Source organism: Coprococcus intestinalis, from assembly GCF_023656595.1.
Lineage (GTDB): Bacteria > Bacillota > Clostridia > Lachnospirales > Lachnospiraceae > Coprococcus_A > Coprococcus_A intestinihominis.
In genome coordinates, this window is sequence record NZ_JAMOKJ010000010.1 from 1 (window position 1) to 24328 (window position 24328).

27 protein-coding genes, 1 pseudogene and 1 riboswitch are annotated in these 24328 nt (G+C 41.4%); of the genes and pseudogenes, 19 read left to right on the forward strand and 9 right to left on the reverse strand.

The genetic code is table 11. The annotated features are described in order from the left end of the window. A partial coding sequence (locus NBH03_RS08470; protein ID WP_250799133.1) for an L-serine ammonia-lyase, iron-sulfur-dependent, subunit alpha occupies positions 1 to 427 on the forward strand: 427 nt, incomplete at its 5' end. A 315-nt stretch (positions 428 to 742) separates the two neighbouring features. Here NBH03_RS08470 and NBH03_RS08475 read toward each other — a convergent pair. Then, positions 743 to 1969, reverse strand: a pseudogene (locus NBH03_RS08475) (transposase); the annotation flags it as partial. A 3-nt stretch (positions 1970 to 1972) separates the two neighbouring features. Between NBH03_RS08475 and NBH03_RS08480 the strand changes: the two are divergent. From NBH03_RS08480 to NBH03_RS08540, 13 genes are all read left to right on the forward strand, one after another. Further along, the gene (locus NBH03_RS08480; protein ID WP_331469041.1) at positions 1973 to 3142 is read left to right on the forward strand and encodes a helicase-related protein; all 1170 of its coding nucleotides are present in this window, start codon (positions 1973 to 1975) and stop codon (positions 3140 to 3142) included. A 90-nt stretch (positions 3143 to 3232) separates the two neighbouring features. Next, positions 3233 to 3667 carry an Rrf2 family transcriptional regulator gene (locus NBH03_RS08485; protein ID WP_009243644.1) on the forward strand — a complete coding sequence of 145 codons (435 nt, stop codon included), beginning with the start codon at positions 3233 to 3235 and terminating at the stop codon, positions 3665 to 3667. A 211-nt stretch (positions 3668 to 3878) separates the two neighbouring features. After that, the gene (locus tag NBH03_RS08490) at positions 3879 to 4274 is read left to right on the forward strand and encodes a pyridoxamine 5'-phosphate oxidase family protein (protein WP_004844992.1); all 396 of its coding nucleotides are present in this window, start codon (positions 3879 to 3881) and stop codon (positions 4272 to 4274) included. A gap of 20 nt (positions 4275 to 4294) precedes the next feature. Beyond that, positions 4295 to 4406, forward strand: a riboswitch (FMN riboswitch). A gap of 74 nt (positions 4407 to 4480) precedes the next feature. Next, a complete protein-coding gene (locus NBH03_RS08495) occupies positions 4481 to 5323 on the forward strand; it encodes a pyridoxamine 5'-phosphate oxidase family protein (RefSeq protein ID WP_250799143.1) in 843 nt (280 codons plus the stop codon). After that, positions 5320 to 6096 carry a protein-ADP-ribose hydrolase gene (locus tag NBH03_RS08500; RefSeq protein ID WP_250799146.1) on the forward strand — a complete coding sequence of 259 codons (777 nt, stop codon included), beginning with the start codon at positions 5320 to 5322 and terminating at the stop codon, positions 6094 to 6096. Before NBH03_RS08495 ends, NBH03_RS08500 begins: the two co-directional genes overlap by 4 nt. A gap of 478 nt (positions 6097 to 6574) precedes the next feature. Then, on the forward strand, positions 6575 to 7828 hold the full coding sequence (locus NBH03_RS08505; protein ID WP_250799149.1) for an ATP-binding protein: 1254 nt from the start codon (positions 6575 to 6577) through the stop codon (positions 7826 to 7828). A gap of 544 nt (positions 7829 to 8372) precedes the next feature. Continuing rightward, entirely contained in the window at positions 8373 to 9881 is a 1509-nt protein-coding gene (locus NBH03_RS08510; RefSeq protein ID WP_250799154.1) for a hypothetical protein, read from the forward strand. Between the two features lie 29 nt (positions 9882 to 9910). Beyond that, entirely contained in the window at positions 9911 to 10030 is a 120-nt protein-coding gene (locus NBH03_RS08515; RefSeq protein WP_250799159.1) for a helix-turn-helix domain-containing protein, read from the forward strand. Positions 10031 to 10073: 43 nt separating this feature from the next. Next, positions 10074 to 10544, forward strand: coding sequence for a GNAT family N-acetyltransferase (locus NBH03_RS08520; RefSeq protein WP_330575726.1), 471 nt, complete (start codon positions 10074 to 10076; stop codon positions 10542 to 10544). Positions 10545 to 10814: 270 nt separating this feature from the next. Further along, on the forward strand, positions 10815 to 11285 hold the full coding sequence (locus tag NBH03_RS08525; RefSeq protein WP_015514812.1) for an LURP-one-related/scramblase family protein: 471 nt from the start codon (positions 10815 to 10817) through the stop codon (positions 11283 to 11285). A 229-nt stretch (positions 11286 to 11514) separates the two neighbouring features. Next, positions 11515 to 12201: an MBL fold metallo-hydrolase gene (locus tag NBH03_RS08530; RefSeq protein WP_250799399.1), complete on the forward strand. Its 687-nt coding sequence runs from the start codon at positions 11515 to 11517 to the stop codon at positions 12199 to 12201. Further along, positions 12198 to 12554 (forward strand): VOC family protein, encoded by a 357-nt coding sequence (locus tag NBH03_RS08535; RefSeq protein ID WP_250799160.1) that lies wholly within the window; start codon positions 12198 to 12200, stop codon positions 12552 to 12554. Before NBH03_RS08530 ends, NBH03_RS08535 begins: the two co-directional genes overlap by 4 nt. A gap of 276 nt (positions 12555 to 12830) precedes the next feature. Then, complete coding sequence (locus NBH03_RS08540; protein WP_227081395.1) at positions 12831 to 13448, forward strand: sugar O-acetyltransferase; 618 nt, start codon at positions 12831 to 12833, stop codon at positions 13446 to 13448. A gap of 130 nt (positions 13449 to 13578) precedes the next feature. Here the strand turns inward: NBH03_RS08540 and NBH03_RS08545 are convergent, their stop codons facing one another. Next, positions 13579 to 14415 carry an AIM24 family protein gene (locus NBH03_RS08545; RefSeq protein WP_250799163.1) on the reverse strand — a complete coding sequence of 279 codons (837 nt, stop codon included), beginning with the start codon at positions 14413 to 14415 and terminating at the stop codon, positions 13579 to 13581. Positions 14416 to 14538: 123 nt separating this feature from the next. On the opposite strand from NBH03_RS08545, the gene NBH03_RS08550 reads away from it, so the two are divergent. The 5 genes from NBH03_RS08550 (at position 14539) to NBH03_RS08570 (ending at position 19232) form a co-directional block, all read left to right on the forward strand. Continuing rightward, positions 14539 to 14682 carry a hypothetical protein gene (locus NBH03_RS08550; RefSeq protein ID WP_215632899.1) on the forward strand — a complete coding sequence of 48 codons (144 nt, stop codon included), beginning with the start codon at positions 14539 to 14541 and terminating at the stop codon, positions 14680 to 14682. Positions 14683 to 14772: 90 nt separating this feature from the next. After that, positions 14773 to 15132, forward strand: a complete 360-nt coding sequence (locus tag NBH03_RS08555) for a type II toxin-antitoxin system RelE/ParE family toxin (protein ID WP_250799166.1) — start codon at positions 14773 to 14775, stop codon at positions 15130 to 15132. Next, positions 15125 to 16204, forward strand: coding sequence for a HigA family addiction module antitoxin (locus tag NBH03_RS08560; RefSeq protein WP_250799171.1), 1080 nt, complete (start codon positions 15125 to 15127; stop codon positions 16202 to 16204). The genes NBH03_RS08555 and NBH03_RS08560 overlap by 8 nt, the downstream gene beginning before the upstream one ends. A 765-nt stretch (positions 16205 to 16969) precedes the next feature. After that, complete coding sequence (locus NBH03_RS08565) at positions 16970 to 17467, forward strand: 5'-nucleotidase C-terminal domain-containing protein (protein ID WP_331476101.1); 498 nt, start codon at positions 16970 to 16972, stop codon at positions 17465 to 17467. A 145-nt stretch (positions 17468 to 17612) separates the two neighbouring features. Continuing rightward, positions 17613 to 19232 (forward strand): sensor histidine kinase, encoded by a 1620-nt coding sequence (locus NBH03_RS08570; protein WP_250799176.1) that lies wholly within the window; start codon positions 17613 to 17615, stop codon positions 19230 to 19232. Between the two features lie 166 nt (positions 19233 to 19398). Here NBH03_RS08570 and NBH03_RS08575 read toward each other — a convergent pair whose 3' ends face one another. The 7 genes from NBH03_RS08575 to NBH03_RS08605 form a co-directional block, all read right to left on the reverse strand. Beyond that, positions 19399 to 20583: a site-specific integrase gene (locus NBH03_RS08575; protein WP_118382993.1), complete on the reverse strand. Its 1185-nt coding sequence runs from the start codon at positions 20581 to 20583 to the stop codon at positions 19399 to 19401. Further along, complete coding sequence (locus NBH03_RS08580; RefSeq protein ID WP_055167997.1) at positions 20564 to 20806, reverse strand: DUF3173 domain-containing protein; 243 nt, start codon at positions 20804 to 20806, stop codon at positions 20564 to 20566. The genes NBH03_RS08575 and NBH03_RS08580 overlap by 20 nt, the downstream gene beginning before the upstream one ends. A 135-nt stretch (positions 20807 to 20941) precedes the next feature. After that, the gene (locus NBH03_RS08585; protein WP_055167999.1) at positions 20942 to 21163 is read right to left on the reverse strand and encodes a helix-turn-helix domain-containing protein; all 222 of its coding nucleotides are present in this window, start codon (positions 21161 to 21163) and stop codon (positions 20942 to 20944) included. Continuing rightward, a complete protein-coding gene (locus NBH03_RS08590) occupies positions 21144 to 21590 on the reverse strand; it encodes a sigma-70 family RNA polymerase sigma factor (RefSeq protein WP_118382994.1) in 447 nt (148 codons plus the stop codon). The genes NBH03_RS08585 and NBH03_RS08590 overlap by 20 nt, the downstream gene beginning before the upstream one ends. 165 nt (positions 21591 to 21755) lie before the next feature. After that, positions 21756 to 22610 carry an ATP-binding protein gene (locus NBH03_RS08595; RefSeq protein ID WP_055261537.1) on the reverse strand — a complete coding sequence of 285 codons (855 nt, stop codon included), beginning with the start codon at positions 22608 to 22610 and terminating at the stop codon, positions 21756 to 21758. A 132-nt stretch (positions 22611 to 22742) separates the two neighbouring features. Then, complete coding sequence (locus NBH03_RS08600) at positions 22743 to 23888, reverse strand: phage replisome organizer N-terminal domain-containing protein (protein ID WP_250799178.1); 1146 nt, start codon at positions 23886 to 23888, stop codon at positions 22743 to 22745. Continuing rightward, positions 23885 to 24238, reverse strand: coding sequence for a hypothetical protein (locus NBH03_RS08605; RefSeq protein WP_250799180.1), 354 nt, complete (start codon positions 24236 to 24238; stop codon positions 23885 to 23887). Before NBH03_RS08605 ends, NBH03_RS08600 begins: the two co-directional genes overlap by 4 nt. Positions 24239 to 24328 lie beyond the last annotated feature (90 nt).

The following is a 24328-nucleotide window of genomic DNA, read 5'->3' on the forward strand; positions in this document are numbered from 1 at the left end:
AGCCTTTGCATTGCTGATGAATACCTTTATGAAATATGCTTCTAAAGAATATGTTTATATGCCTCCTACCTGCTCCTGTGCAACAACAGCCGCACCTGCAGCGGCTGCCGGTGTCGCATTTCTCCATGGCCTGACTCCTCAGCAGATCAATGATATGCTGTGTACAGCACAGGTTCAGATGGCCGGCGTAGTATGTGATGGTGCAAAACCTTCCTGCGCTACAAGAATGTATGTTGCCCTGTTTGGTTCTTTGCAGGCTATGATGATGGCAAAGGAAGGCATCCGTGCTACAAATGTAGAAGGCTTTGTTCATAATGATTTGAAGGTTACGCTGGAAAATCTTTATCGCCTGCAGCATGATGTTTTACATAACAAAGTGGATGCAATCCTGTGGGATATTGTAAAAGAACAGAAGGTTATTCATTAAGAAGCGTCTTAGGTAGATTCCGATTTATCCCGATGCAAATATAGGCAGTGTTTGATTCTTGCCAAACTGCGACTGTAAACCAACTGCACCTTGTGCTACAATAAGCTTGTAAGACAGGTAAGCATATTTTAGGTCAAAGTAAAGAGAGGGCTGTCGCTTTAACGAATGAATTTTCGTGAAGCGGCAGCTTCCTTTTTGCTGTTTTAAGGATAAAATCCATCAAAAAACGCTTTTCATTGTTACAGGCTATTATTAAAGACGCACTTTAATAAGCCATTTTTGATGGCTTGAAAAATTGTTTTGATAAGTCAAAATTTAGGCACTTTTTATCGGAAATAAATGTGTTCCGGTTCTTCCATTTTGAATCTTATTATGCAGTTTGTTTATGTTGCTTGCCATGGCAAGCAACGTGCTCTCTGCAAAAACATTTGCATTTCCTTTGCTTAAATATCTACGGAACTGCATATCCTGTTTTAAATTTCCAAAGGAGCCTTCCGCCTGTATCCTTCGGTTTGTCCTGAAGAGAATCCCTTCTTCTGAGAGTATCCGGTCTAAACCTTCTTTTCTATGTTTTAGAAATGTTTTCGCAACCTGAAGTGTCTTTGTCCGTTCTTCCAAATGGGTTTTGCAATTATTCCCTTTGATGCATTCGCTTTTGTAAGGGCATCCATTACAGTCCTCACATTTATAAATCGTTTTTTCGCTTACATATCCTGTTTTGCTTTTTGAGTGGCGGATATGATCTACACCTAATTTTTTACCATTTCTGCAGGTATAGATATCTTTTTTTACATCATACTCCATATTTTCTATCTTACCGATATCATTTTTATATTTACGGGTCTTGGAAATCTCATAGTTCGCAGGTTTTATATAAGAAAGCTGACCATTTGCTTCTAGAAAGAGATAGTTTTCTTCACTTTCATATCCAGCATCTGCTGTTATGTTTTTATATTTGAATTTCAAATGCTCCTGTGCATCTTTCAAAAAAGGGATCAACGTTGTGGTATCAGTAGGCTGGGGACCTATGGTAAGCCATGTGATGTATTCAGAATCCACGCCATGCTGAAGATTATAAGCAGGCTTTAACTGTCCGTTTCCCATGGCATCCTCCTTCATTCGCATAAAAGTAGCATCATGATCTGTCTTTGAATAACTGTTGCGTCCCGCACAGATATGTATCTGCTGGTTATATTTTTTGAGCCGGTTCAAATAACTTTCAAGAGTTTCAATGCTCTTTTGAAGCGGCGTTTTTCTTTTCCCAATCCCATGCACAAACACTATATTTTCAGTTTCTTTTAATGCATACAGTTTTTTGCGGAGCTTCTTTACATGCTTTATTTTTATTGTATTTCCATAAACGATTTTTATATCATAAAGCAACTCACACTCAGCTACAAAATCAGCAAGTTTCTGCAAAAGTTTTGCCTGGTTTTTTGTTACTGCCTTCTTCCAGACGAAAGTATACTTATTGGCACTGGCTTCAATTTTTGTACCATCAATAAAAATGGTCTCTCCGGAAATTTCCCCCATGCAAAAAATGGATTGGATGCATGTGTAATAGAAGCATGTAAGCCTTTTTATCCGCCACAGTTGATTATTCAAGATGAGTTGCATCTGATATCAGGCCCATTAGGTACAATCTATGGCGGTTATGAAACCATTATTGAGGATATGTGTTGTCTTGAGAAAAATGGAAAGAAAATACATCCGAAATATGTAGTTTCTACGGCAACTATAAAGAATGCGGGAGAACAGATTAAATGCCTGTATGCAAGGGAAAACTATGCCCAATTTCTCCCTAGTGGATTCGACACTAGAGATGCCTATTTTATTCGTGAGATTCCTCTTGTATCTAAAGACTTAGAAGACTTGACGGAGGATGATATTACAGAACTACTGGAGAAGGGTGAGAAGCCTTTCAGACAGTATGCGGGTATCTGCGCAAGTGGACAATCTGTTAAGACTACTTTAATCAGGCTATATTCGGTTCTTTTACAAGAGGCTTTTATTTTGTCGGAAGATCCTAAGTACCAGGATTATGTTGATCCTTATTATACCCTGGTTGGATACTTTAACTCAATTCGCGAGCTTGGTGGTGCGGTACGTTTGCTGGACGACGATATTAACAGCAGACTTAAAGTATTAAGAAAAAAATATAAGAATGCAAGGCAGAGATTTTTAGGATTTGACGGTAAGAAAGAAATTACTTCTAGAATTCCATCGTATCAAATTGCTGAAATATTGGAAAAGCTGGCGGAACCATTTGATCCATCCAAAGAAAGACAGAGTTGCTATGACGTGGTTATTGCTACAAATATGATTGCAGTAGGTATGGACGTAGATAGATTGGGATTAATGGCTGTTGTAGGTCAGCCAAAGCAGAACTCGGAATATATTCAGGCAACAAGCCGAGTGGGAAGAAAATATCCTGGAATTATTTTTACAGTGTATAACCCATATAGGCCAAGGGATTTGTCTAACTATGAAAATTTTGTTGGATTTCATTCTCAAATGTATCGATACGTCGAAGGTACAACAGCTACGCCGTTTGCTGCAAGAGCTAGGGATAGGGCTCTTCATGCTTTAGTAGTAGCGATGTTAAGACTTCAAACGGAAACAATGGCTGGAAACAAAGGAGCTTCTAATATTCTGTCAATATCTGATGAAGATTTTGTAAAGTATCTTCCTGTTTTTTCTAAAGCAGACTATTGATTGTATTTATATTAAGTTTTCAGCAACAATGTAACCATTGAAATTACATCTGTTTTTTGATATGATTACTGTCAAAGAGAGGTGTTTATAATGCAGATTTCAAGCAGATTTACAATGGCAATCCATATGTTTGCCTGTATAGATACATTTTCGGATCAGAAGATGACTAGTGATTTTATGGCAGCAAGCATTGGAACTAATCCGGTGATTGTTCGTAAAATATTGCAACAATTAAAGGCTGCTGGTCTTATTGAAGTTGCAAGAGGGACAGGCGGTGTGACAATTACCAGACCATTGGAGCAGATTACATTCCTTGATGTGTATAAAGCAGTGGAATGTGCACCAGATGAAGAACTGTTTCATTTTCATGAGAATCCCAATCAGAAATGTCCGGTAGGAAAGAATATTCACCATGTTCTTGATAAGAGACTATTAGAAGTACAGAAGGCAATGGAGGAAAAACTTTCAGAAATGACACTTGCTGATGTGAAAAAAGATATTGCAGTGTATACAGAGGAAGAGTAGCCTACAGAAGGTTTCGGATGAGTGATTATATCATCACAATTTCCGGAACCTTTTCGTTTTTCATAATCAATGTAAAATCTTCAAAAGGAGTTGTAACAAAAAAAGTTACAAAAAGTTTGATGTAACTATTGACATTACATTAAACTGATGATATTGTATAGCCACAAGATGTAATAACCATTGTTACAACATACCAAGGAGGTAATTTAAAATGCAGAAAGTAGTAGAATTTTTACAGAAAAACCCGGTTCAGTATTTAGCAACCGTCGGAAGAGATGGAAAGGCAAAATGCCGTCCATTCATGTTCTGTTTTGAGCAGGACGGAAAGCTTTGGTTCTGTACTAACAACACAAAGGATGTTTACAAGGATATGTTAGCAAATCCTGAAGTAGAAGTATCAGTATCTTCCCCTGAATACGCATGGATTCGCCTTCATGGCAAAGCAGTATTTGAGGACAACAAGAGTGTAAAGGAAGGATGCATGAACAATCCTATCGTTAAGGGACAGTACCAGACAGCAGATAATCCTATTTTTGAGGTATTCTATCTTGAAAATCCGCATGGTTTAATCGCAGATTTCTCTGGAAATCCACCTTATGAATTTTAAAGATAATTAACAGAAAAAATTACAGTCTTCGGGGCAAGGTGTAATTCCTGACCGGCAGTATAGTCTGCGAGCAAAAGCTGATATGGTGCAATTTCATAACCGACGGTAAAGTCCGGATGAGAGAAGATATGATAAAACAAGTCCCGCAGGGAATCCCGTCCTGCGGGCTGTTTTAAATTCAGGCAAATCTCACAAAAAGGAGATTTATGAGTAACAATACAGCAACTATTAAAACAAAAATGGATTATCTTAAACTTCTGGTGGATGAAATTCATTCAACAACAGTTGCAACGATAGGTTCAGATGGACATCCTCAGACAAGAATCATAGATATGATGTACTATGATGAAGAAGGTGTGTATTTCCTTACAGCAAAGGGAAAAGCATTTTATGACCAGTTAATGGAGCAGCAGTATGTGGAAATATCAGCAACGAGAGAAAAAATTGCAGTGTCTCTGCGTGGAAAAATAAAGAACATCGGAAAAAAGAATCTTGATATTATGTTTGAAAAAAATCCATATATGAAGAAAATCTATCCGGGAGATACGAAAGACGCAATCGAAGTGTTTCGGCTGTATGAGGCACAGGGAGAGTATGGGAAAATCCAGTGCCAGAAAGCCTGTCATCCAAAGACTTACGATGCAAAAGACCTGTTTCGTAAAATGGATAAAGCAAGAAGAGACTGCCTGATTCCATCAGAACTTGTACCAAAATGTCCGGTGTGTGGCGGCAATATGGCTATGAATCTCCGTTGTGATAATTATTTTGTGGAAGATGAAGCGTGGCATGAGGCAGCCGACAGGTATGCGGGTTTTCTGGAACAGAATAAAGATAAAAAGGTAGTTCTTTTGGAACTTGGAGTTGGATTTAATACGCCGATTATTATACGTTTCCCTTTTGAAAAGATGGTGAGGGAGAACTCGTCTTATAGTTTGATACGCCTGAATATGGATGAAGCGGTAGTTCCGGAAAGCTTCGGGAAACGTGCAATCGGTATTGGCGGTGATATGGCAAAGGCAATTACTGATATAAGGGGGCTGGTATTATGACACAGGATGAGCGAAGAGAATATCTGATTCAGTATCTTTTAAAAGAAGAAATACCGTTTGGCAGACAGAACATTCCTACGGATAAGCAGGGGCAGGAAAATCTGCTCCGCTCACTTATGAACGTCAGACCGCCAAGACCAATCAGTAATGATTTTTTGAAAATACAGGATGAGTATCTTACAGAAAGAAATATAGAGCGTGGAATCACAGATATTGATACGCTTGCACCTGTAAAATCCGATTCGAGATTATATATCTGGCAGGGGGATATTACCACTTTGAAATGTGATGCGATCGTGAATGCGTGTAACTCACAGATGCTTGGTTGTTTTTCACCGATGCATGCCTGTATTGATAACTTTATTCATACTTATGCTGGAATGGAACTTCGTTTGAAAATGCATGAAATTATGGCAAAGCAGGGGCATGAAGAAGAGACCGGTAAAGCAAAGATAACATCGGGATACAATCTTCCGACAAAATATATTCTTCATACGGTAGGACCTATTATACAATGGAAAGTCACAAAAGAAGATGAAGACCTGTTGGCAAGCTGCTACACAGAGTGCCTAAAGCTTGCAGCTGATACTGGTGTGGAATCTATTGCATTCTGTTGTTTGTCTACAGGTGTATTCCGTTTTCCACAGCAACGAGCTGCCGAGATTGCAACGAACACTGTAAAGCAGTATCTTAACAAAGACAGCAGAATAAAAAAGGTAATCTTTAATGTGTTTAAGGATGAAGATTTAAAAATATACAGTGGATTGTTATAAGCGTCTGTTGAAATATCCGATAAATCTTATTGTACTGTTACTGCCTGAGAATGTGATTTATATTGGAATCCGATGTTAAGTGAAAGACTGGTGAGAAGAACGAGAATATTATTAAAAAAAGTGGACAGTTCACCAATTGGGGGCTGTCCACTTTTAATATAGAATCCAAAAATTAAAATGAATCTTTTTATCTAACATTTTCTATTATGAATGACATAAATTTATGTGCTACATTACTCAATCGTTCATAGTCCTGATAAATGAAAGCAATCTTCTTTTTGTTGTTTACCTATAATAACGATTGGAGTAATCGATTATAGACACTGCAATCAAAAAAATCTGAAAATATATTTATCAACATTACATAAAAATGTGTAGATGCACATAAAATGGGAATACATATTGAAATGCAGGTCGTTCTGTGATAGAATCTCATTACTAAAAAGTGTGCAGATGCACGGAAATGGGGAGCGTAACGATGGAGATTAAAAGAGACGTTTACCTACAGCAGCTGATCGAGCGAAAAGATAATGGAATGATAAAGGTGATTACCGGCATTCGTAGATGTGGCAAATCCTTTTTGCTGTTTACCATCTTTAAGAGATACTTACTGGGGAACGGCGTTGATGTTGATCATATTATTGAGATTGCATTGGACGGTATTGAAAATGAGGAACTAAGAGATCCCAAGGTATGCTTCAAGTACATCAAGGATGCCATGAAAGACGATGGCAAATACTATCTGCTTCTTGATGAAGTGCAGTTTATGTCACGATTTGAGGAAGTGCTGAACAGCCTGCTCCGCATGAGCAATATTGATGTGTATGTCACCGGAAGTTATTCCAAGTTCCTGTCCAGCGACATTGTGACCGAGTTCCGTGGCAGAGGTGATGAGATTAGAATCTATCCTCTCTCCTTTGCAGAGTTTTATTCTGTCTATGACGGCGATTATGATGATGCCTGGGATGACTACATGATCTACGGAGGATTGCCGCAGATCGTAAGTTTCCAGAGCGAACGACAGAAAGCGGACTATCTGAAGAACATCTTTGCAAATGTCTATCTGAGGGATGTTATTGAAAGAAATAAGATTCAGAACGTGGATGAGATTGGGATTTTGGTTGATGTGCTTGCATCTGCAATTGGCGCACCGACCAACCCTTCAAAGATTGCCAATACATTTGCCAGTGAGCGCCAGATGACTTATGCTAATAAAACCATCTCCAAGCATATCGACCATTTGACAGATGCCTTTTTGATTTCCAAGGCAAGCCGATACGATATTAAGGGCAGAAAGTATATCGGTGCAAATCTGAAATACTACTTTACTGATCTGGGACTGAGAAATGCACGTCTGAATTTCAGACAGCAGGAGCCTACTCATATCATGGAGAACATTGTTTATAACGAGCTGCTGATCCGTGGCTACAATGTTGATGTGGGTGTCGTGGATATCTTCGATAAGGATAAAGAGGGCAAACGTGTTCGCAAGCAGTTGGAGGTTGACTTTGTGGTGAATCAAGGAAACCAGAGATACTATATCCAGGTTGCATATGACATGACTTCGGAAGAAAAACAGACGCAGGAGTTCAATTCTCTGCGTAATATCCCGGACTCTTTCAAGAAGATCGTCATAGTAAATGGCAGCAAAAAGCCTTGGAGAAATGATGAAGGTTTTGTCATCATGGGAATGAAGTATTTCTTGCTGAATGCGAATAGTCTGGAATTTTAAGTCGATTTGAGTTGTTGCTGTGGTGTTGTTCTATTTCAAAAAAGAGTGAAATGATATAAATAAGGCCACGGCTGATTTCATGTTGGAACAGCCGTGGCTCAGTTTATTTTTTTATCCGTACAAACGAGACTGTTCCGCAGATTATGTAGAACAGACAGAGTACGATTCCGATAGTGAGAACATACGAGAATAAAGATGAACCTAAGAACGAGATAAACAAAAGTTTGTTGAATTAAAAATGAAATTTTCAAATACAGAAATGCAGTGATGCAGACATATATACACGGTAATTTACCAGTTTTTGAGGGATTTAACCATATGCAGTATCAAATTCGCGACCCGGAAGGGTTTGCCAGAATGCTGGAAACGATTATTGAGACAGGAAGATTACCCAACCCGGTTGTTAAGAAGCAAAGTAAGATAACTTCAAGTTTTGAGGGATGACAAGCGGATCAGTATGATATTAATTGAAAATGCGTATATGGTTGATTGGTGTGTGCGGTAATATACTATATTCAGAAAAACTATTCAGGAGGGTGTTAGTGTGAGAAAATCAGATTGGGCAAAATGGTTGATCGTGATTCCGGCAATGCTAGGCATTGTGTTGGTAACCTATGTGGATCGTATAACAGATATCTGGGGATTTGGTGCATTTATCTGCCAGCTGATTGCGATTTTAGAATTGGCTTATGGTATGCGAATCGCGATGCTGGCACAGAGTAGAAAGAAGTCCTACCGGTTAACACCGGAAGAACGACATGAGTATGCACAGTATTTATATGAGAAACAATATCAACGTTACCCTGCTGTGGCGAATCAGATGCTTTTGGTTATGGCAAGGATGAGTATACTTCTTGACAATTATGAACGGGCTACACAGGAGCTGGAAGATATTTGTATAGATAAATTTAATCCGGCACAGTTGAAGGTGTATTATTACCTGAAAGTGGTTACAGCAGTAGTGGCAGGAGATACAGAAGGGCTTCAAGAGAGCCAGATGCGTTATGCAGGGATTCCGGATACTAAATGTGTATATCCGCCAGAAGCTGAGCTTGCTGAGTGGATAGAGCAGAGAGATACAGTGCAGATGGCAGAAGCACTGAAAAAGGCAGTGCCGGATGAGAAAGAGCATCCGGTACGGATCAGTATCATTACTTTGATTCTTGCATATAGTACCTTCTTTTACGGATTGTGGTATGGTATAAACCGTGATATGGGATATGAAGTGAGATATCGTTTCGCAGAAATATCGATTGCTGTTATTACAATCAGTCTGGCGATTCTTTTAATCTGGGGAATCGTAAGCTTGTACAGACACAATTGCCAGGCATTATCCATACAGTCTGGTAAAAACAGAGTGGCATTAATAATCATTTTTGGAGCTGCTGCGATATTTACACTTTTGATTATTGGAATGAGTGGTCTGAGTGTAGTGTTCGGAATGGATGGAGAGGAGACGGTGACTGGTCATGACAGCAAATATACGTATATAACCGTGCAGGAGGATTATGGCGGCGAGCGGAGATATCGAACCAATAATCCATTTGTTATGCAGAGTATGGATGGTCTGTGGTGGTCTTCGGATTCTTCGGATATAATGGATGCTGAAGAAGATAACGAAGAATCATCGGATGCGGATACAGAGGATTTCCCAGTGACAGAAGATACTCAGAACGGAGATGTGGTAGAAGCTTATGAGGCAGAAGGACAGCATGATGGTCTGACGATTCAGAATGCGATGCTGGCGGTCTATAATTATCTTCAGGAGAATAATGCACTTCAAAATATGGACTTCAGTTACACTGCGAATGCAAAAGGAGAAGTCTATGGTATTGTCAGTGAAACGCAGGAAACAAAAGATGGTAATACGGTAAATGTAAGATATTGTCTGTATGACAACGGAGCGAAGACGGATGCGGATGGTAATTCTTGCGAAGAACTGGTGTTAGAAAAAGTATATCCAGACGGTAATTACGAGACCGAATTGGTAGATTTTTATCTGGTAAATACGGATACGATGCAGGTGACAGATGAACAGAAGAATACGTGGTAAAATAAATTCTGGGGAAGTAGGTGCATTATATGACAATGGGAGAAAGAATAAAACAACTGCGAAGTGCAAATGGGTTTACACAAGAAATGCTTGCAGAAAAAATGAATGTGTCCCATTCGGCGATTGCAAAATGGGAAGCGGCAAACTAAAATTATTCGGATTGAAAAATCGGGATTTGATGAATTAAACTAGATGGCAATTGATGGAGTAACAAGTTGTATGAGAATTCGAGAAGTTAACAAAAATAAAAAGCAGTTTATATCATTATTGTTATTAGCTGATGAACAGGAGAGCATGGTTGATTGCTATCTTGAAAAAGGAACTATGTATGTGCTTGAAGACAATGATGTAAAAGCTGAATGTGTTGTCACCGATGAAGGTAATGGAATACTTGAAATCAAGAATATCGCAGTCAATCCGGAAAATCAGGAAAAGGGCTATGGCAAAGCATTAATTGATTTTCTTGCCAATAAATATGCGGATGAATATTCTGTTTTGCAAGTTGGAACAGGTGACAGTCCATTGACGATACCATTTTATGAAAAATGTGGATTTGTTCGTTCTCACAAGATTCCCAATTTCTTTACCGATAATTATGACCACCCAATTTATGAGGACGGTGTACAGCTAATAGATATGGTATATTTGCAAAGACATATATAATTTCCAGTTTGCAGGGATGATAAGCGGTTCAGTACGATATAAATTGAATATAGAAACGTAAAGACTATTTATCGTAAAACAGTAAATGGTCTTTTTTGTACCTTTTGGGGAGCGAGTAGAGATTTATAGCCGGAAATCTATGTTTTGTCATAATCTGTGAAATAAGATGGGTTAATTCTTCGATTTACATGTTTTTTAAAGTGTAATGGCATGGTATTATGGTACTTATAAAGAACCTATTATGTCTGTTGGAGAGAGCGGTGAAAAGTTATGAAGCTATTATTTAAACAACGGTTGTTTTCATGGTTTGACAGCTATGATATCTATGATGAAGCAGGCAACACTGTTTATGTAGTAAAAGGTCAGTTGTCCTGGGGACATAAACTTGTAATTTATGATGCCTATGGAAATGAAGTAGGAATGGTTGTTCAGAAAGTACTTACTTTTCTTCCTAAATTCGAAATTTATAAAAACGGCAGTTATATCGGATGCCTGAGCAAAGAATTCTCATTTCTGACGCCACATTACAATATTGATTACAATGGATGGCATATTGATGGAACCATTATGGAATGGGACTATAGCATTCTTGATCGAAGCGGTTATTCAATTGCACGGGTTAGTAAAGAATTGTTTCATATGACTGATACATATGTTATTGATGTGCAGGATCCAGGAAATGCATTGGATGCGCTGATGTTTGTGCTGGCAATCGATGCAGAAAAATGTTCCAGAAATTAAATAGTTGATCTTGTTACTGTAATTATTCGGAGGATGAAGCATGGGATTATTCAAAAAGAAAATCGTGAAAAAAACATATGACAGAGAACATATGAAACCAGTTATTCGTGCAAGCATTTGTACCGGGGAAGAAGTTGAAAAAGAATATTAGACATCTTCTGGGTCGTGGATGGACGCCAGGTATTCGTCTGTAAGCTTATAGGGAAAAAGGAGTTATTTTATAAAGGTGATGAAAATTACTTACATTAACCACAGTGGATTTTTAATTGAAACTAAAGATTGCTACTATATTTTTGACTATTATAAGGGTGAATTACCACTTCTTGACAAGAAAAAAGAAGTAATTGTTTTTTGCAGTCATTTTCATAAGGATCATTTTAATCCTGTGATTTTTGAGATCCTTGATGATATGAGCATGACATATCAGGCAATTTTGGCGAAAGATATACGCAAAAGAAAACATTTGTCAGATATGAAGATCACATATGTTTATCATGATCAGACTTATAATCTGGATAATGGCACTCAAGTCGATACATTGCTATCTAACGATAGTGGTGTAGCATTTATTGTCAAAACAAAGGAAGGCACCATTTATCATGCCGGTGACTTAAATGACTGGTATTGGGATGGTGAGCCAAAAGCTGATAACCAGAGACTTACTTCAGCATATCGTGCGGAGATCAGGAAAATCAAGGGCATGCATTTTGACGCTGCATTTGTTCCCTTAGATCCGAGACAGGGAGATCACTATGCCGATGGGATCCTGTATTTCATTAAAAATGTAGATTGCAATGTCATTTTTCCAATGCATTACTGGAATGATGCCAATGTAATTAAGCGGTTTATTACGGAATATCCGCAATATAAATCACGTATTAAAAACACAGAATGTGCAAAAGGAGAAGAATTATGAAGTTTAAGATGATTCACGAAAACTACAATGTATCAGACCTGGACCGATCTATTAAATTTTACAACGAGGCCCTTGATCTGCACGAAGTGAGAAGAAAGACTACCGATGATTTTATCATTGTGTATTTGAACAATGATGTAAGTGATTTTGAGTTGGAACTTACCTGGCTTAAAGATCATCCACAGCCATATAATCTGGGTGAATGCGAATTCCACCTGGCATTCCAGGCAGAGGATTACGAGGCAGCGCATAAGAAGCATGAAGAGATGGGATGCATTTGTTTCGAAAATGAAGCAATGGGAATCTATTTCATTGTAGATCCAGATGGATACTGGCTTGAGATACTGCCGTAAAGCTAGAGTATATTGGGAATTTTAAGAATTTAATTTATCCATATAAATAACGAAAGGCTTCCGTAGGAGCCTTTCGGACTATGGGCTTCTCAAGTTTCCGTAGTGCGATCACAGGGCGTATCGTAGCCTCTCCAAACAAGTTTGTCAAGGAGATGTAGGTCAGTTCATCCTTGCTATGGATACCTGGTTTGAAAGATTGATGGTGGAATAATAGAGGCTGTGATAGAATGAAGAAAATGATTTGATACGCTAATCGGAATTAGGAGGCTATCGGAAATGACTGAAAGAGAAAAAATGCTAAGTGGAGAGTTGTACGATCCAACGGATAAAGAATTGGAGCAATTACGCGTGAATGCACGTAAATTAGCAAGAAAATACAATTCGACAGATGAAGATGACCAAGAAGAACAAGCACAGATATTGAGGAAATTATTGCCAGCAACAGAGGAACTCCCCTATTTACAGGCGCCTGTTTATTTTGATTACGGATGTAATACGTTCTTTGGAAAATTCAGTTCTGCTAATTTTAATTTTACATGTTTAGATGTATGTGAAATACATATAGGCGATAATGTGATGATTGGTCCAAATGTTACATTGGCAACTCCTATGCATCCATTATTACCTGAAGAACGCAATATCAGGATGAGAGAAGATGGCAGTTTTTATAATCTTGAATATGCGAAACCAATAACTATAAAAGATAATTGCTGGCTGGCATCTAATGTGGTTGTTTGTGGTGGTGTCACCATAGGAGAAGGGTGTGTAATTGGTGCAGGGAGTGTTGTAACAAAAGATATTCCGCCGTATAGTTTGGCAGTTGGAAATCCATGCCGGGTCATTCGAAAAATAACTGAGAAAGATCATATGCCAGATGGAATTGAAAAGAATTGAAAAATTTGCAGAGATGACAAGAGGTTCATTTTAGTAAAAAAAATAAAATAATCACAATTAATAACGCCGATGCAGGATTTTTATAATCCTATACCGGCGTTTGTTGTTTACGTGAGAATGTATTTTATGCTTATTTTCCAAATGTATTGCTAGATTTAGCTGCAGCTTTTGCAGCCATGGTGTTGGTGGACTCAAACAAGGAAGTTGTCGGTGCGACCGGACACATCAGTATTCGTCCTGTTCCACGATAAACATTTACCAGACCCTCTCCGCTAACTGCAGATCCGACAAGTGTTTTTGTAGATCTTTCTATGGTAAATTCAAGATTAGATGACCAGCATACAGCAAGGTTTCCATCAATTTTCAGTTCATCATTTTCCAATATGACTTCAATCAATTCATCTTCGGGAACATTAGACTCCAGTGCAGCTACACCATTTCCCTGCAAACTCAGATTAAACAGACCTTCGCTACATAATACTGCTGATGAAAGGTTCTTTCTGGCTACAACTTTACTTTTTACATTTGCATCACAAGCCAGGAACATGCCATCTTCAATTGTCATTCCGGCCGAACCCCATTTTCCAATGTCTGCAAGGATAATGTATTTGTATGTCGGTTCTAATACCAGGCAGCCTTCACCAACATATTCCGGTTTAACTGCGGTTTCTTTTGTAACCGCACCCTTGAGTGCCTTTCCAAGGAAATCTCCGATACCTTTTACACCAGATGTGGCTTGTACATTACCACCCATCCACTGCATGGCACCAGCCTGGATAACAGCTGAATGGTCTTTATCAATATCAATAACAACCTGTCTTCTTCTGACATTCATTTTACTCATGAAATACTCATTCATTGCATTCATAGGTGAAACGCTGGCATCCTGCACATATTCAAGCACATGGAAGTTTCTGATGCTTTTTGCATATTTTCTGTTTTCATTTTGTAAATTTTCAATTCGCATAGCATAATCTCCCTTTGAAACATTGCTGCGGCGATGGCTTTCTTGGCAAAGCGGCGAATTAATAATGATACTCCCGAATGATGTCGGCCAGGAGGAGTGAGGATCCTGGAGACCATACACGATATGGCTGAGGGTGCCTGCGATGGCGCTAACGGACTGGGTGTTCCGTTCAAGGATAAGTTCGATAAGACATTGAAGCTTTACTCACTCATGACTACTAAGCCGGAGGAGGTTGAAGCCAGAAAGCAAAAGGAAATGGAAGAATAATTGTGAAAAGAGTGTGTGAATTATTGACTAGAGATTCTCCTGATGGTATATTTAAATTACCCAACGGGTAATTTGAAAAGGAGGGCAAACGTGCAGCTACTATACAATAACAGCAAAGTTCAGAAACAATGTACCGATTTAAAAACTGCAAAAAAGTTGTTTGGCGGGAATGCTGCATTAGCAACCAGCTTATTTGCCCGAATAAATGCTATGCAGCAGGCGAGTGTAATTAAGGATATAGTAATGATGCCGACGTTTCATTTTCATAAGTTGAATGGCAATATGGATGGATTTTTTGCTATAGATGTAAAAACGAGAAGAGATCCATGGCGTATTATTATTCAGCCATTAGATGAGAATGAAGAACCTTATGATCCTTGTAATATTGATGAAATTGCTGGTATGGTTAGAATTGTTGAAGTAAAGGAGGTAAGTAACCATTATGAGTAATTATATTGAATATAATGATAAGATTGCTTTTCATCCTGGATACTATATCAAAGAAATCATTGAGGAAAGTGGACTTTCTCAGAAAGATTTTGCAAAACGATTAGATACCACGCCAAAGAATTTAAGTATTCTGGTACGTGGGGAGCAAAGCTTATCAATCGATATAGCCATGAAATTATCTCGAATGTTAGGGACTAGTGTTGACTACTGGCTGAATCTTCAGAAGAGCTATGACGCTTTGATTGCTGAGTTTGAATCATCCAAGGAATTAGAGCAGGAAAGAAGAATTTTCAAGTACTTTCAGTACACATATTTCAGAGAGAATTTTGGATTGCCTGATCGTCCGAGAAAAACAAATGAGCAGATTAAGTGCCTGCGTGAATTTTTAAATGTTGCGTCATTATCTGTTTTCACAAAGCAAAATATGGCAGTTAGTTTCCGAAGTGCATCTGAGGATATGAAAGAGGCTAATATTGTCAGAGCAAATGCAATGGTTCAGATCGCAATTAATCAGGCACTGAAGATAGAAGTACCTAAGTTTGACAAAAAGAAGTTTGAAAAAGCTGTTGATTATGCGTTGACATTAACAACACAGCATGGAGATTTTTATCCATTGATTAGGCAGGCCTTTGAAAATGCGGGAGTAATATTCGTAATACTTCCAAATCTTCCGGGTTCAGGAATAAATGGTGCAACCAAGAAGATTGGACAGAATGTAATGCTGATGGTGAATGACAGACGTTTCTATTCAGATACATTTTGGTTTACTCTGTTCCATGAGATTGGCCATATTATTAATGGTGATTATGGAATTACGTTTGAAAATGAGCACGCTGGCCAGGAGGATGCAGCAGATAAATATGCGGAAGACAAATTGATTCCTCCGGGAGAATATGAGGCTTTCGTTAAAATGAATGAGTTTAGCGAAAATGCTATCCGCAGATTTGCTGAAAGAATTGACAGAGATCCGGGTATTGTCCTTGGCCGTTTGCAAAATGATCAGATTGTTCCATTTACAAATGTTGCACTGTCAAAAGCATTAAAACACAAATACAAAGTAATAACGTCATAAAAAAGTATATAACTTGAGGTCGTCTACCGTTTTCCGCGATAGATGACCTTATTTTTTTATAGGAAACTGCTCCTACGGAGCACTCTTGAATGAAAGATGCCCGCCGGTAGGCGGGCATACTAAAAGGACGGTTGTGGTTTAAAAGATATAAAAACCTTCTTCGCCAAAATAGTCATCATCAATATCATCAAATTCGTGAAAGAAGTAATCTATGATGCTTAAGCAGTCGCATAAATCTTCGATACTGTGATTACATCTAAAAGTAACTGCTTGTTTTAGCCTTTAATTAGCTATAGGACCGGTTACTATTCACAGTTTCTGAAATAGAAAAAGAGTATTCATCTCGTAAGAGACGAAGACTCTTTGCCACTTTCGCAGGATGCTTCGTCCGGATTCATCTACAATCTTTTTCCCGGTTTTTTCATCATGTTCAAACCTGAGATCATTCATGTCTGCAACAACTTCAATCTGGTGATTGATTTGCTTTTGTAAGACGTAATCCTATAAAATGTCTGTTATTGAGAGGGTATGGGGAGATCCCCATCAAGATAAATCCCATAGGAGAACAGGATGCCAAACGGCAATACTGTTAAACATGGGTGGATCTTGTTCTTATTTGTATCCCTCTATATAACGAAACGCTCAGAGGCTGTTTTACAGTGGGGGAAAAGAAAAAATAAAAAATTTTTTTGCATTAATGTGAAAAATATAGACGTGAAAAAATAAAATGCTATAATTAAAAGAATTGAGACAAAGTTAACTACAATCAGAGAAGAAAATGATGCACAGTTGGCTCTGACACCATATTATTATTATACTTCTTCTATTTACAAAGGAGAATGCACCAACAGCTGGGTCGGTCTGATGACAGCGAAGAATTCAGACACCCCATTATATCTTGTAAAGATCAACGGTGAGCAGGTTTATGAACTCGTTAAAAAATATCTTACAGAGGCTGATGAGAATTTTTATGTAACCACAAAATACGAGTTGCCGATTGCATCTGGTATGAAAATAATTGTCAAAAACGAAGAAAATGGATTCTCATTAAAGGATATAACAATAAATGATAAAAAAATAGACCCAGAAAAAGAATATTCCATTCTTCTTACGGATACGACAAAATCTATTTTAAAAAAAATTAATCCAAAATGTGCTATTGAGCAAATAGGGGATACAACATTATCTAGTGCATGGATTGCGGCCATGTCAAATGGGCAGCAACCGTCAGCACCAGAAGACTATATAGAGGTTGAAAAATAAAGTGCACATAGAACAAGAGATAATTAAGAGAAAAAAAATAATAATGTCATTGTTTGTCATAATTTTTATTCTTTCAAGTTTTGTTTTTGTAAAGTTTCTGTTGAATAGGATGAATACATATATTGAGGTAAATGGAGAAATCAGTATGGAATCTGTTGTCGAACAGATTCAACAGACCTATGATATGCAAGTGAGTGGATACTATAGACAGTTACATTTTGTTGAGGACTATCTGTGCAAAGAGAAGAAAATATCCCTTGAAACAGATAATAACCGAAACTTTTTTAAGGCATGGGAAAAAGAATCTGAGAGTACACTTTTATTTCTACAGGAAAATGGAAAAGCTATAACCTCAGATGGAACAAAACTGAAAGTTGATATGCCTAGTAAGCTTTTGCTGAATTTGAGAAACGGATCTAATATTGAAAAATTGGTCGCTTTTGAATTTGAACAAGTGAAAAAAGACGGTTATTTGGTAGCAATTCCATGTCAGGAATATACGATTAATGGGGAAACTTATACAGCGATTGGAACAGTGTATGATCATTCGAAATTAGACTCCATGTTAAATCTTGGAGGATATGATGGAAGTGCATATCTCTTCATGTTGGATGATGATGGAAATATTACTTATACGAACCAGAAGGATGACATTTTTTTTCGAAATTATTCATTACTGAAACATCTGAAAAGTAATCATGCTATAACAGAAAAAGAGTTTGATTCTCTGAATAAAAAGATTGCGGAAGGAAAAAAGGGAGTAGAACTTTTGGGGAAAGATAAGCCTTATTATTTGGGATATTGTCCGATAGAAAGCAACAATACGATGTTGATTTATATTGTAAAAAAAGCGACAGTAGATAATGTGTTGAAAGAATACCAGAAAACGATTGGGTTTACTACAATGCTCATGACAGGATTTATACTCTTGCTTTTTGCTGGATTATTCTACAGTATTTCCAGATTCAGTATTGCAAATCAAAAAGTTAAATTTGAAAAAAGAAACAATGAGCTTCAGGCAATGATTATAAGCGAAATGGAAGAAGCTAATAAAAATCTGAAAAAGGCTAAGAACATTGCTATTGAGGCTCTACAGACCGCTGAAAATGCAAATAAGGCAAAAACAGATTTTTTATCCAATATGTCGCATGATATTCGCACACCTATGAACGCAATCATTGGTATTATATCATTAATCAGACATAATGCCGGCGACAAAGAAAAAGTTATAGAGTATGCAGATAAAATAGCTATTTCTTCTCAGCATCTATTAGGAATTATTAATGATGTTTTGGATATGAGCAAGATTGAAGCTGGAAAAACAGTTTTCAAATATTCTGATTTTTCTATTCTGGATTTTATGGAAGAACTCAATACAATATTCCATTCACAGGCAAACGAAAAAAATCAGAGTTTTATAATCACAAAAGAAAACCTTAAACATGAGTGGGTAAATGGCGACAAGGTTCATCTGATGCAGATTTTCAGTAATCTGTTGTCTAATGCAATAAAGTACACACAGGAAGGTGGAATAATCCAGTTTATAGCAGAAGAAAGTGAGACAAACTCTTCTACATATGGAAAATATCATTTTATAGTCAGTGACAATGGTATGGGAATGTCTGCTGATTTTAAAGAAACTATCTTTGACGCATTTACTCGTGCAGAAAGTTCCGTAACAAACAAAATACAGGGAACTGGTCTGGGAATGGCAATCACTAAAAATCTGGTTGAATCGATGGGGGGAACGATTGAGGTTGAGTAGAATCCGGTGAGCCGCAAACCCTTTGTTCATAAGGGGTTCAAGGCTCTCCGTTTTCACGATTGCACACTGATTGCACAGTGCGTGGTCTTAATATAGAATAAAAAAGCGGCTTGCTGGTCGCGAGCGGGTGCTGCTTCTTGGCGGGAGGGCACCCGTTTTTTCTTTCTCATGCACGGTGGTAGTCCGCCGTGTGTTGGTTGCTCGTGTAGTTCGCGATGCTCGTCTTCGGCTCACTGTAGTTGAGGATGCCGGTGAGCTTCTTTGCGACTGCTTGGTTGGTATTGGGATACAGGTGCCCATATGTCCCAAGCGTGGTCTGTATCTTCTCATGCCCGAGCCGTTCCTTGAGGAGCAATGGGCTTTCTCCCATGTTGATGAGAAGTGACGCGTGGGAGTGGCGAAGGTCGTGAACCCGGACGCGGTGAACGCCTGCGAGGTCTGCGAGCTTCTTCATTGCACGCGGAAGCCTTGTCTTTGTAGTCGGAAGCCCGTTGTAGCTCAATACGAACTCACAGTCAGGGATGACAACGCGCTGCACCTTGCGCCATGCGGCGAGTTCGGAAAGCGTGTCCTCATCCAGATAGATGGAGCGGATTGCCGCACGCGTCTTCGGTTTCGTGAACTTGTAGTCCGACTGGTTGTGGTAATAGAGCGTTTTGGTGATGGAACAAAGCCCGGTCGTGAAGTCGATATCGCTCCACAGGAGGGCAGATGCTTCCCCAAGCCGCATCCCACTCATGAATAGGAAGAGCAGGCTGATGAACAGGTAGTGCTCGTAGTAGTCTCCCTTGTAGAGTTTGGAAATCACCTTCTCGAACTCATCAAGCGTCCAGAAGTCCACAAGCGGTTTCTGCCCACGAACGTTGCCGACCATCCGTGACGGGTTCCTTTCCGTAATACCCAATATGACGGCACGGTCGAAGGCAACGGAGAGCATTCCCTGTGTGACGCGCACGTAGTTCGGGCTATATCCTGCGCGGATGAGGGCAAGCTGCCAGTTCTGTATGTCGATTGGCTCGATGGCATCGGTAAACTTCTCGTAGAAGCAGGAGAAGTGTTTCCGCACCGTACCGGCGCGGTTCTCGAAGGTACTCTCCTTTACCTGTGTCTGATACCAAGGCAGGTAGGTGTCCTCAATGAACGTTCCGAAGGGAATCCTTTTCTGTTCGGTGGGAAGCGATTGGGAAGCAAATTGCAAAACGAGTTTTGCATATTCCTCTTTCGCTTCTTTTTTTGTCTTGAATCCGCTCCGGTATTTTTGAATCCGCTTTCCCGTGGAATGGTCGAATCCGAGATTGGCGCGGAAATAGTAGGTGCCGTTATCGGCTTTCTTAATTTGGTCGTTTGCCATTTGTCTTTACTCCTTTTTCAGGAGCGCGACCAGCGGCATCACCGTCTAAGGCAATCCCAAGAAGCTCCTCGACGGCTTCCGCCGGAACGCGGTCGAGCTTGCGTGAGGAGTAGAAGGGATAGCCCTTCTCAACCATGCGAATTTTCGCCAGACGGATGATATCGGTGGCGAAAGAGTTCCCATAGCCGAGGGCAACTAAATCTTTTTTCGTTACGGTTACCATGGCTCTCCTTTTGACAGGAAAGCAGACTACTCGTCTTTCTGACTGTATTGTAGCAGGTCAGAGCGTGTTTGTATATAGTCTGCTTCCTTTCCTTCTTTCTGGTTGTCTGGTTTCCTGTGTTTGTGGTTTTACTGTTTACGGTTTAAACCTCAGCATCGCACGCAACAGCTTCGCCTGCATGAACGACTTCATCGAGAGGTCGATGCCGTAGTCCCAGAAGCCATCCGCGTCGGTGTAGAACCCGGTGCAGAGTCCGTCCATGAAGTCGTTGAAGTAATCGAGCACCGCCCCGGCAGCAAGGGCATCTCCGCTTGTCGCGGCAACGACGGTATCGTAGTCAATCTTTGTCTTTGCCATGCGGGTCACCCCCTTCCGTCAGAATGTCCGCAAGACGGGCGAGCGCACGGGCGCGACGGTTCTGCACCGTGGAGCGTGGGAACCCCATGTCCTCACCGATACGCCTATCCGACCATCCGGCAAAATAGGAGAGCAGGATGATTGCCTGCTCCTCTGGGCAGAGTTTTTCCAGCGCATCCGCGAGGTCTTTGTCTGTCACGCCGATAGGCTTCCCGGCGGCATCGAATACGGTTTCCCGCTCCGGCACGTCCTGCCAGTCCGCAAGGCTTTCGAGTTCACTTCTTCTGAGGTCGCAGAACAGCACCTCGCGGTTGCGTCTCCTTTTGCGCTCCCTCAAAACGTCCGTCCGCGCGTTCACGAGGGTCTTCCGGCAATAGGTCAGGAACATGCCGACCACTTCGTTACGGTTCGCTTTCTCTTTCGTCATCTTTTTTTCCTCCTTTCGGTATAGGCACGATTTCCGTGCCCTTTCCTGCCAAGAGGAAAAAGAAAGCCCCGCAGCGTCGATACGCTACGGGGCGCGGGGACGGTGCCGGGAAGGAAATCGGCACCAGAATCAGGAAGAAGCGGCTGATGCTTAAAAACCGCTCCGCTACGATTCTATCCCCTCGATTCCCAACTTCCGCTTGAAATCTTTGCGGTTCTTCATTCCGATTTCCCGACGGCGCGAATTGCCGTCGTACTTCACCGGGAACCCGACCTCAACGATGCGGTCGAAGACACGTCCCCACGGGTCATCTGCCGTGGCGTTCAGGATTCTCTCGCGAAAGTCGAAGTTCGTCGTTATCACCATCGGTTTCCCTGCCTTGTAGCGTCCGTCGATAACGTCGTAGACGTGCTCCATGACGTACTCGGTGGAGCGCTGGGCACCGAGGTCTTCAAGGATGAGGAGGTCTGGGGCGAGGATTCTCTCAAGGTTCCCGGAACGCTTCTCGAAGGAGGATTCCATCAGGTTCACGACCTGCTTGATATCGGTCACGAGACAGGAGAACCCGCGCTCGATGACGGCGTTCGCGATGCAGGACGCATGGAAGCTCTTGCCCGTGCCGCGCTTCCCGTACAGGACAAGCCCCTCCGGGTCTTTTGGGTCGAAGGTCGCGGCAAATGCCTTGCAGACGGTGCTCTGAGCCGCGTTCCTGCCGTCATCGGCATCGAAGGTGCAGAAGGCGTACCTGCCGGATGAGGGGAAGCACTGCTTCCTTAGCCGTTCCGTCCTACGCCTTTTCTCCGCCCGCTCGGTTTCCTCGCGCTGCCTGTCCGCTTCCTCCCTCTGGCAGCGGCACATGGTCGGGACAAGGTGCGGCTCCTTGAAGATTCCGCCCGCCGGGAACATCCGCTCGCGTGGCTCTCCGCATTTCCCGCAGACGAGGATGCCGTCCGCGTCGCGATAGTCCTCGCCCGGCTTCCGTCCGTCCTGCTCCTTGGTTTTCGTTACGTTTTCACTCATTTTACCTCGTCCTTTCTGCGTTACCCTGTCTGAGAGCCTGTCTACGGGACTTTGTGGTCTTGTTCGGGCAGTTACTGCCACATGACATTTAGCGTGTCATAGGCAGGCTCTCAGGCATTCTCAGGGGCATTTCTAGTACATGTTCTCGTCGATATATCCCTGAGCCGTCTCCCGGTCACAGCCCCATTTCGCCATGACCTCCTCGACGGAGGGGATTTTCCCGACCGCATTGGCCTTCGGTTCCGTGCGTGCGGGAGGGGTCGCGGCCTTCGGGTGTTCGTTCCTGTCCCAGACTGCGGCGAGTTTCTTCCAGTCATCGACGGGCTTGCCGGAGTTCGTGCGCCAGCCGCGTCCCTCGTTCACATCGAAGAAGCGGTCGGGGTCAACCGCGAATCCCATTTCTGCGAAGTGCGAGCGGACTTCCTCCCTTGTCGGGATTCCAGAATCTGTCGCTCCCTCCCCATCAGCCACAGCTGTAGATGTAGATGTATTCTTATATCTATCATCTATATTCTTAGGGTGTGACGCAATTTTTACAGCTTCATTTTCAACCTGTGCAGATTGTCTACCTGCGCTTTTACCGTCTGCGTCAGTGTAAAAACCGGTGTCAAAATCACTGTCAACTTTTACGTCAAAATTGACGTCAACTTTGCTGTCAAAGCTGTCAACTTTTACACCGTCAATTTTTACAGTGTCAACTTTCGTGCCGTCATCTTTTACGATTTTTCCGCCTTTTGGGGCTGGAAGTGCTGGCGCATATTCCTTGCGGTACTTGATAACGGAGGGGCGGCTCACTCCGGTCTTCTCGGCAACCTCGGTATTCGTGGCTTCCGGATGCTCGGTAAGGTATGCGAGCACTTTATCCTTCTTCACCTGACGGGTTCCCTTTCCGTTCTTACGGGCGCGCTCCGAAGCCTTGCGCACGCGGTTTCCCTCGCGCATCGCGTCAATTGCCGGGACGTTCTGGTTGAACTCCCAGTCCGCGATGGCGTAGATGCCATCCTCGCAGATGACAAGGCCGAGCTGTACGAGCGGCTGCACGCATTGCCGAAAGGCGGGAACGGTCTTCTTGGTGACCGCAGCAAGCATCTCGTCGGTGTAGGGAACGCTTTCGTGGAGAAGGAGCTTCCCGGCGCAGCCGCATTTCACCGCAAGCGATTGTAGACGGGCGAAGACGGTGTAGATGGAGTCCGCATTGTCCATCGCGTCGATGAGTAGGGCTTCCTGCGTGTCGAAGAACTCACTGTAGTCCCTGCGCCACGCTCCTCGGAGCTTCATTGGTACACCTCCGGGGTCTTCTTATCGCGTTCGGCTTCGGAGTAGGCGAGGTGGTCGAAGGGCGGGAACCTCGCGACAACCGCGAGGGCATGAGTGTACTTGGCTTGATTCGCCCGGTAGCCGAAGGAGGAGAGCATTTCCATGACTTCGGTATCCGTGAACGTGCCGTCATCGGTCACGATGGTGAACGTGCCGTCATCGTTTTTCGTGACCGTCCGCGTGTGGATTTTAGCCAGGGCGAGGACGAGTACGGTTGCGGAATCCCCATTCGGCTCATGGTCGATGAGCGTCATCTCAGGTGTCTCGTAGAAGTTCAAGGGGATGTAGTAGTAGTAGCTGCTGAAATCCATGGTGCTCCTTTCTGCTTGCAATCTGTGATTATGTTTTACTATATCTGTCCTGTTTTGTGGACTTTTCCAGTCAGATTTCATGCTTCTTTC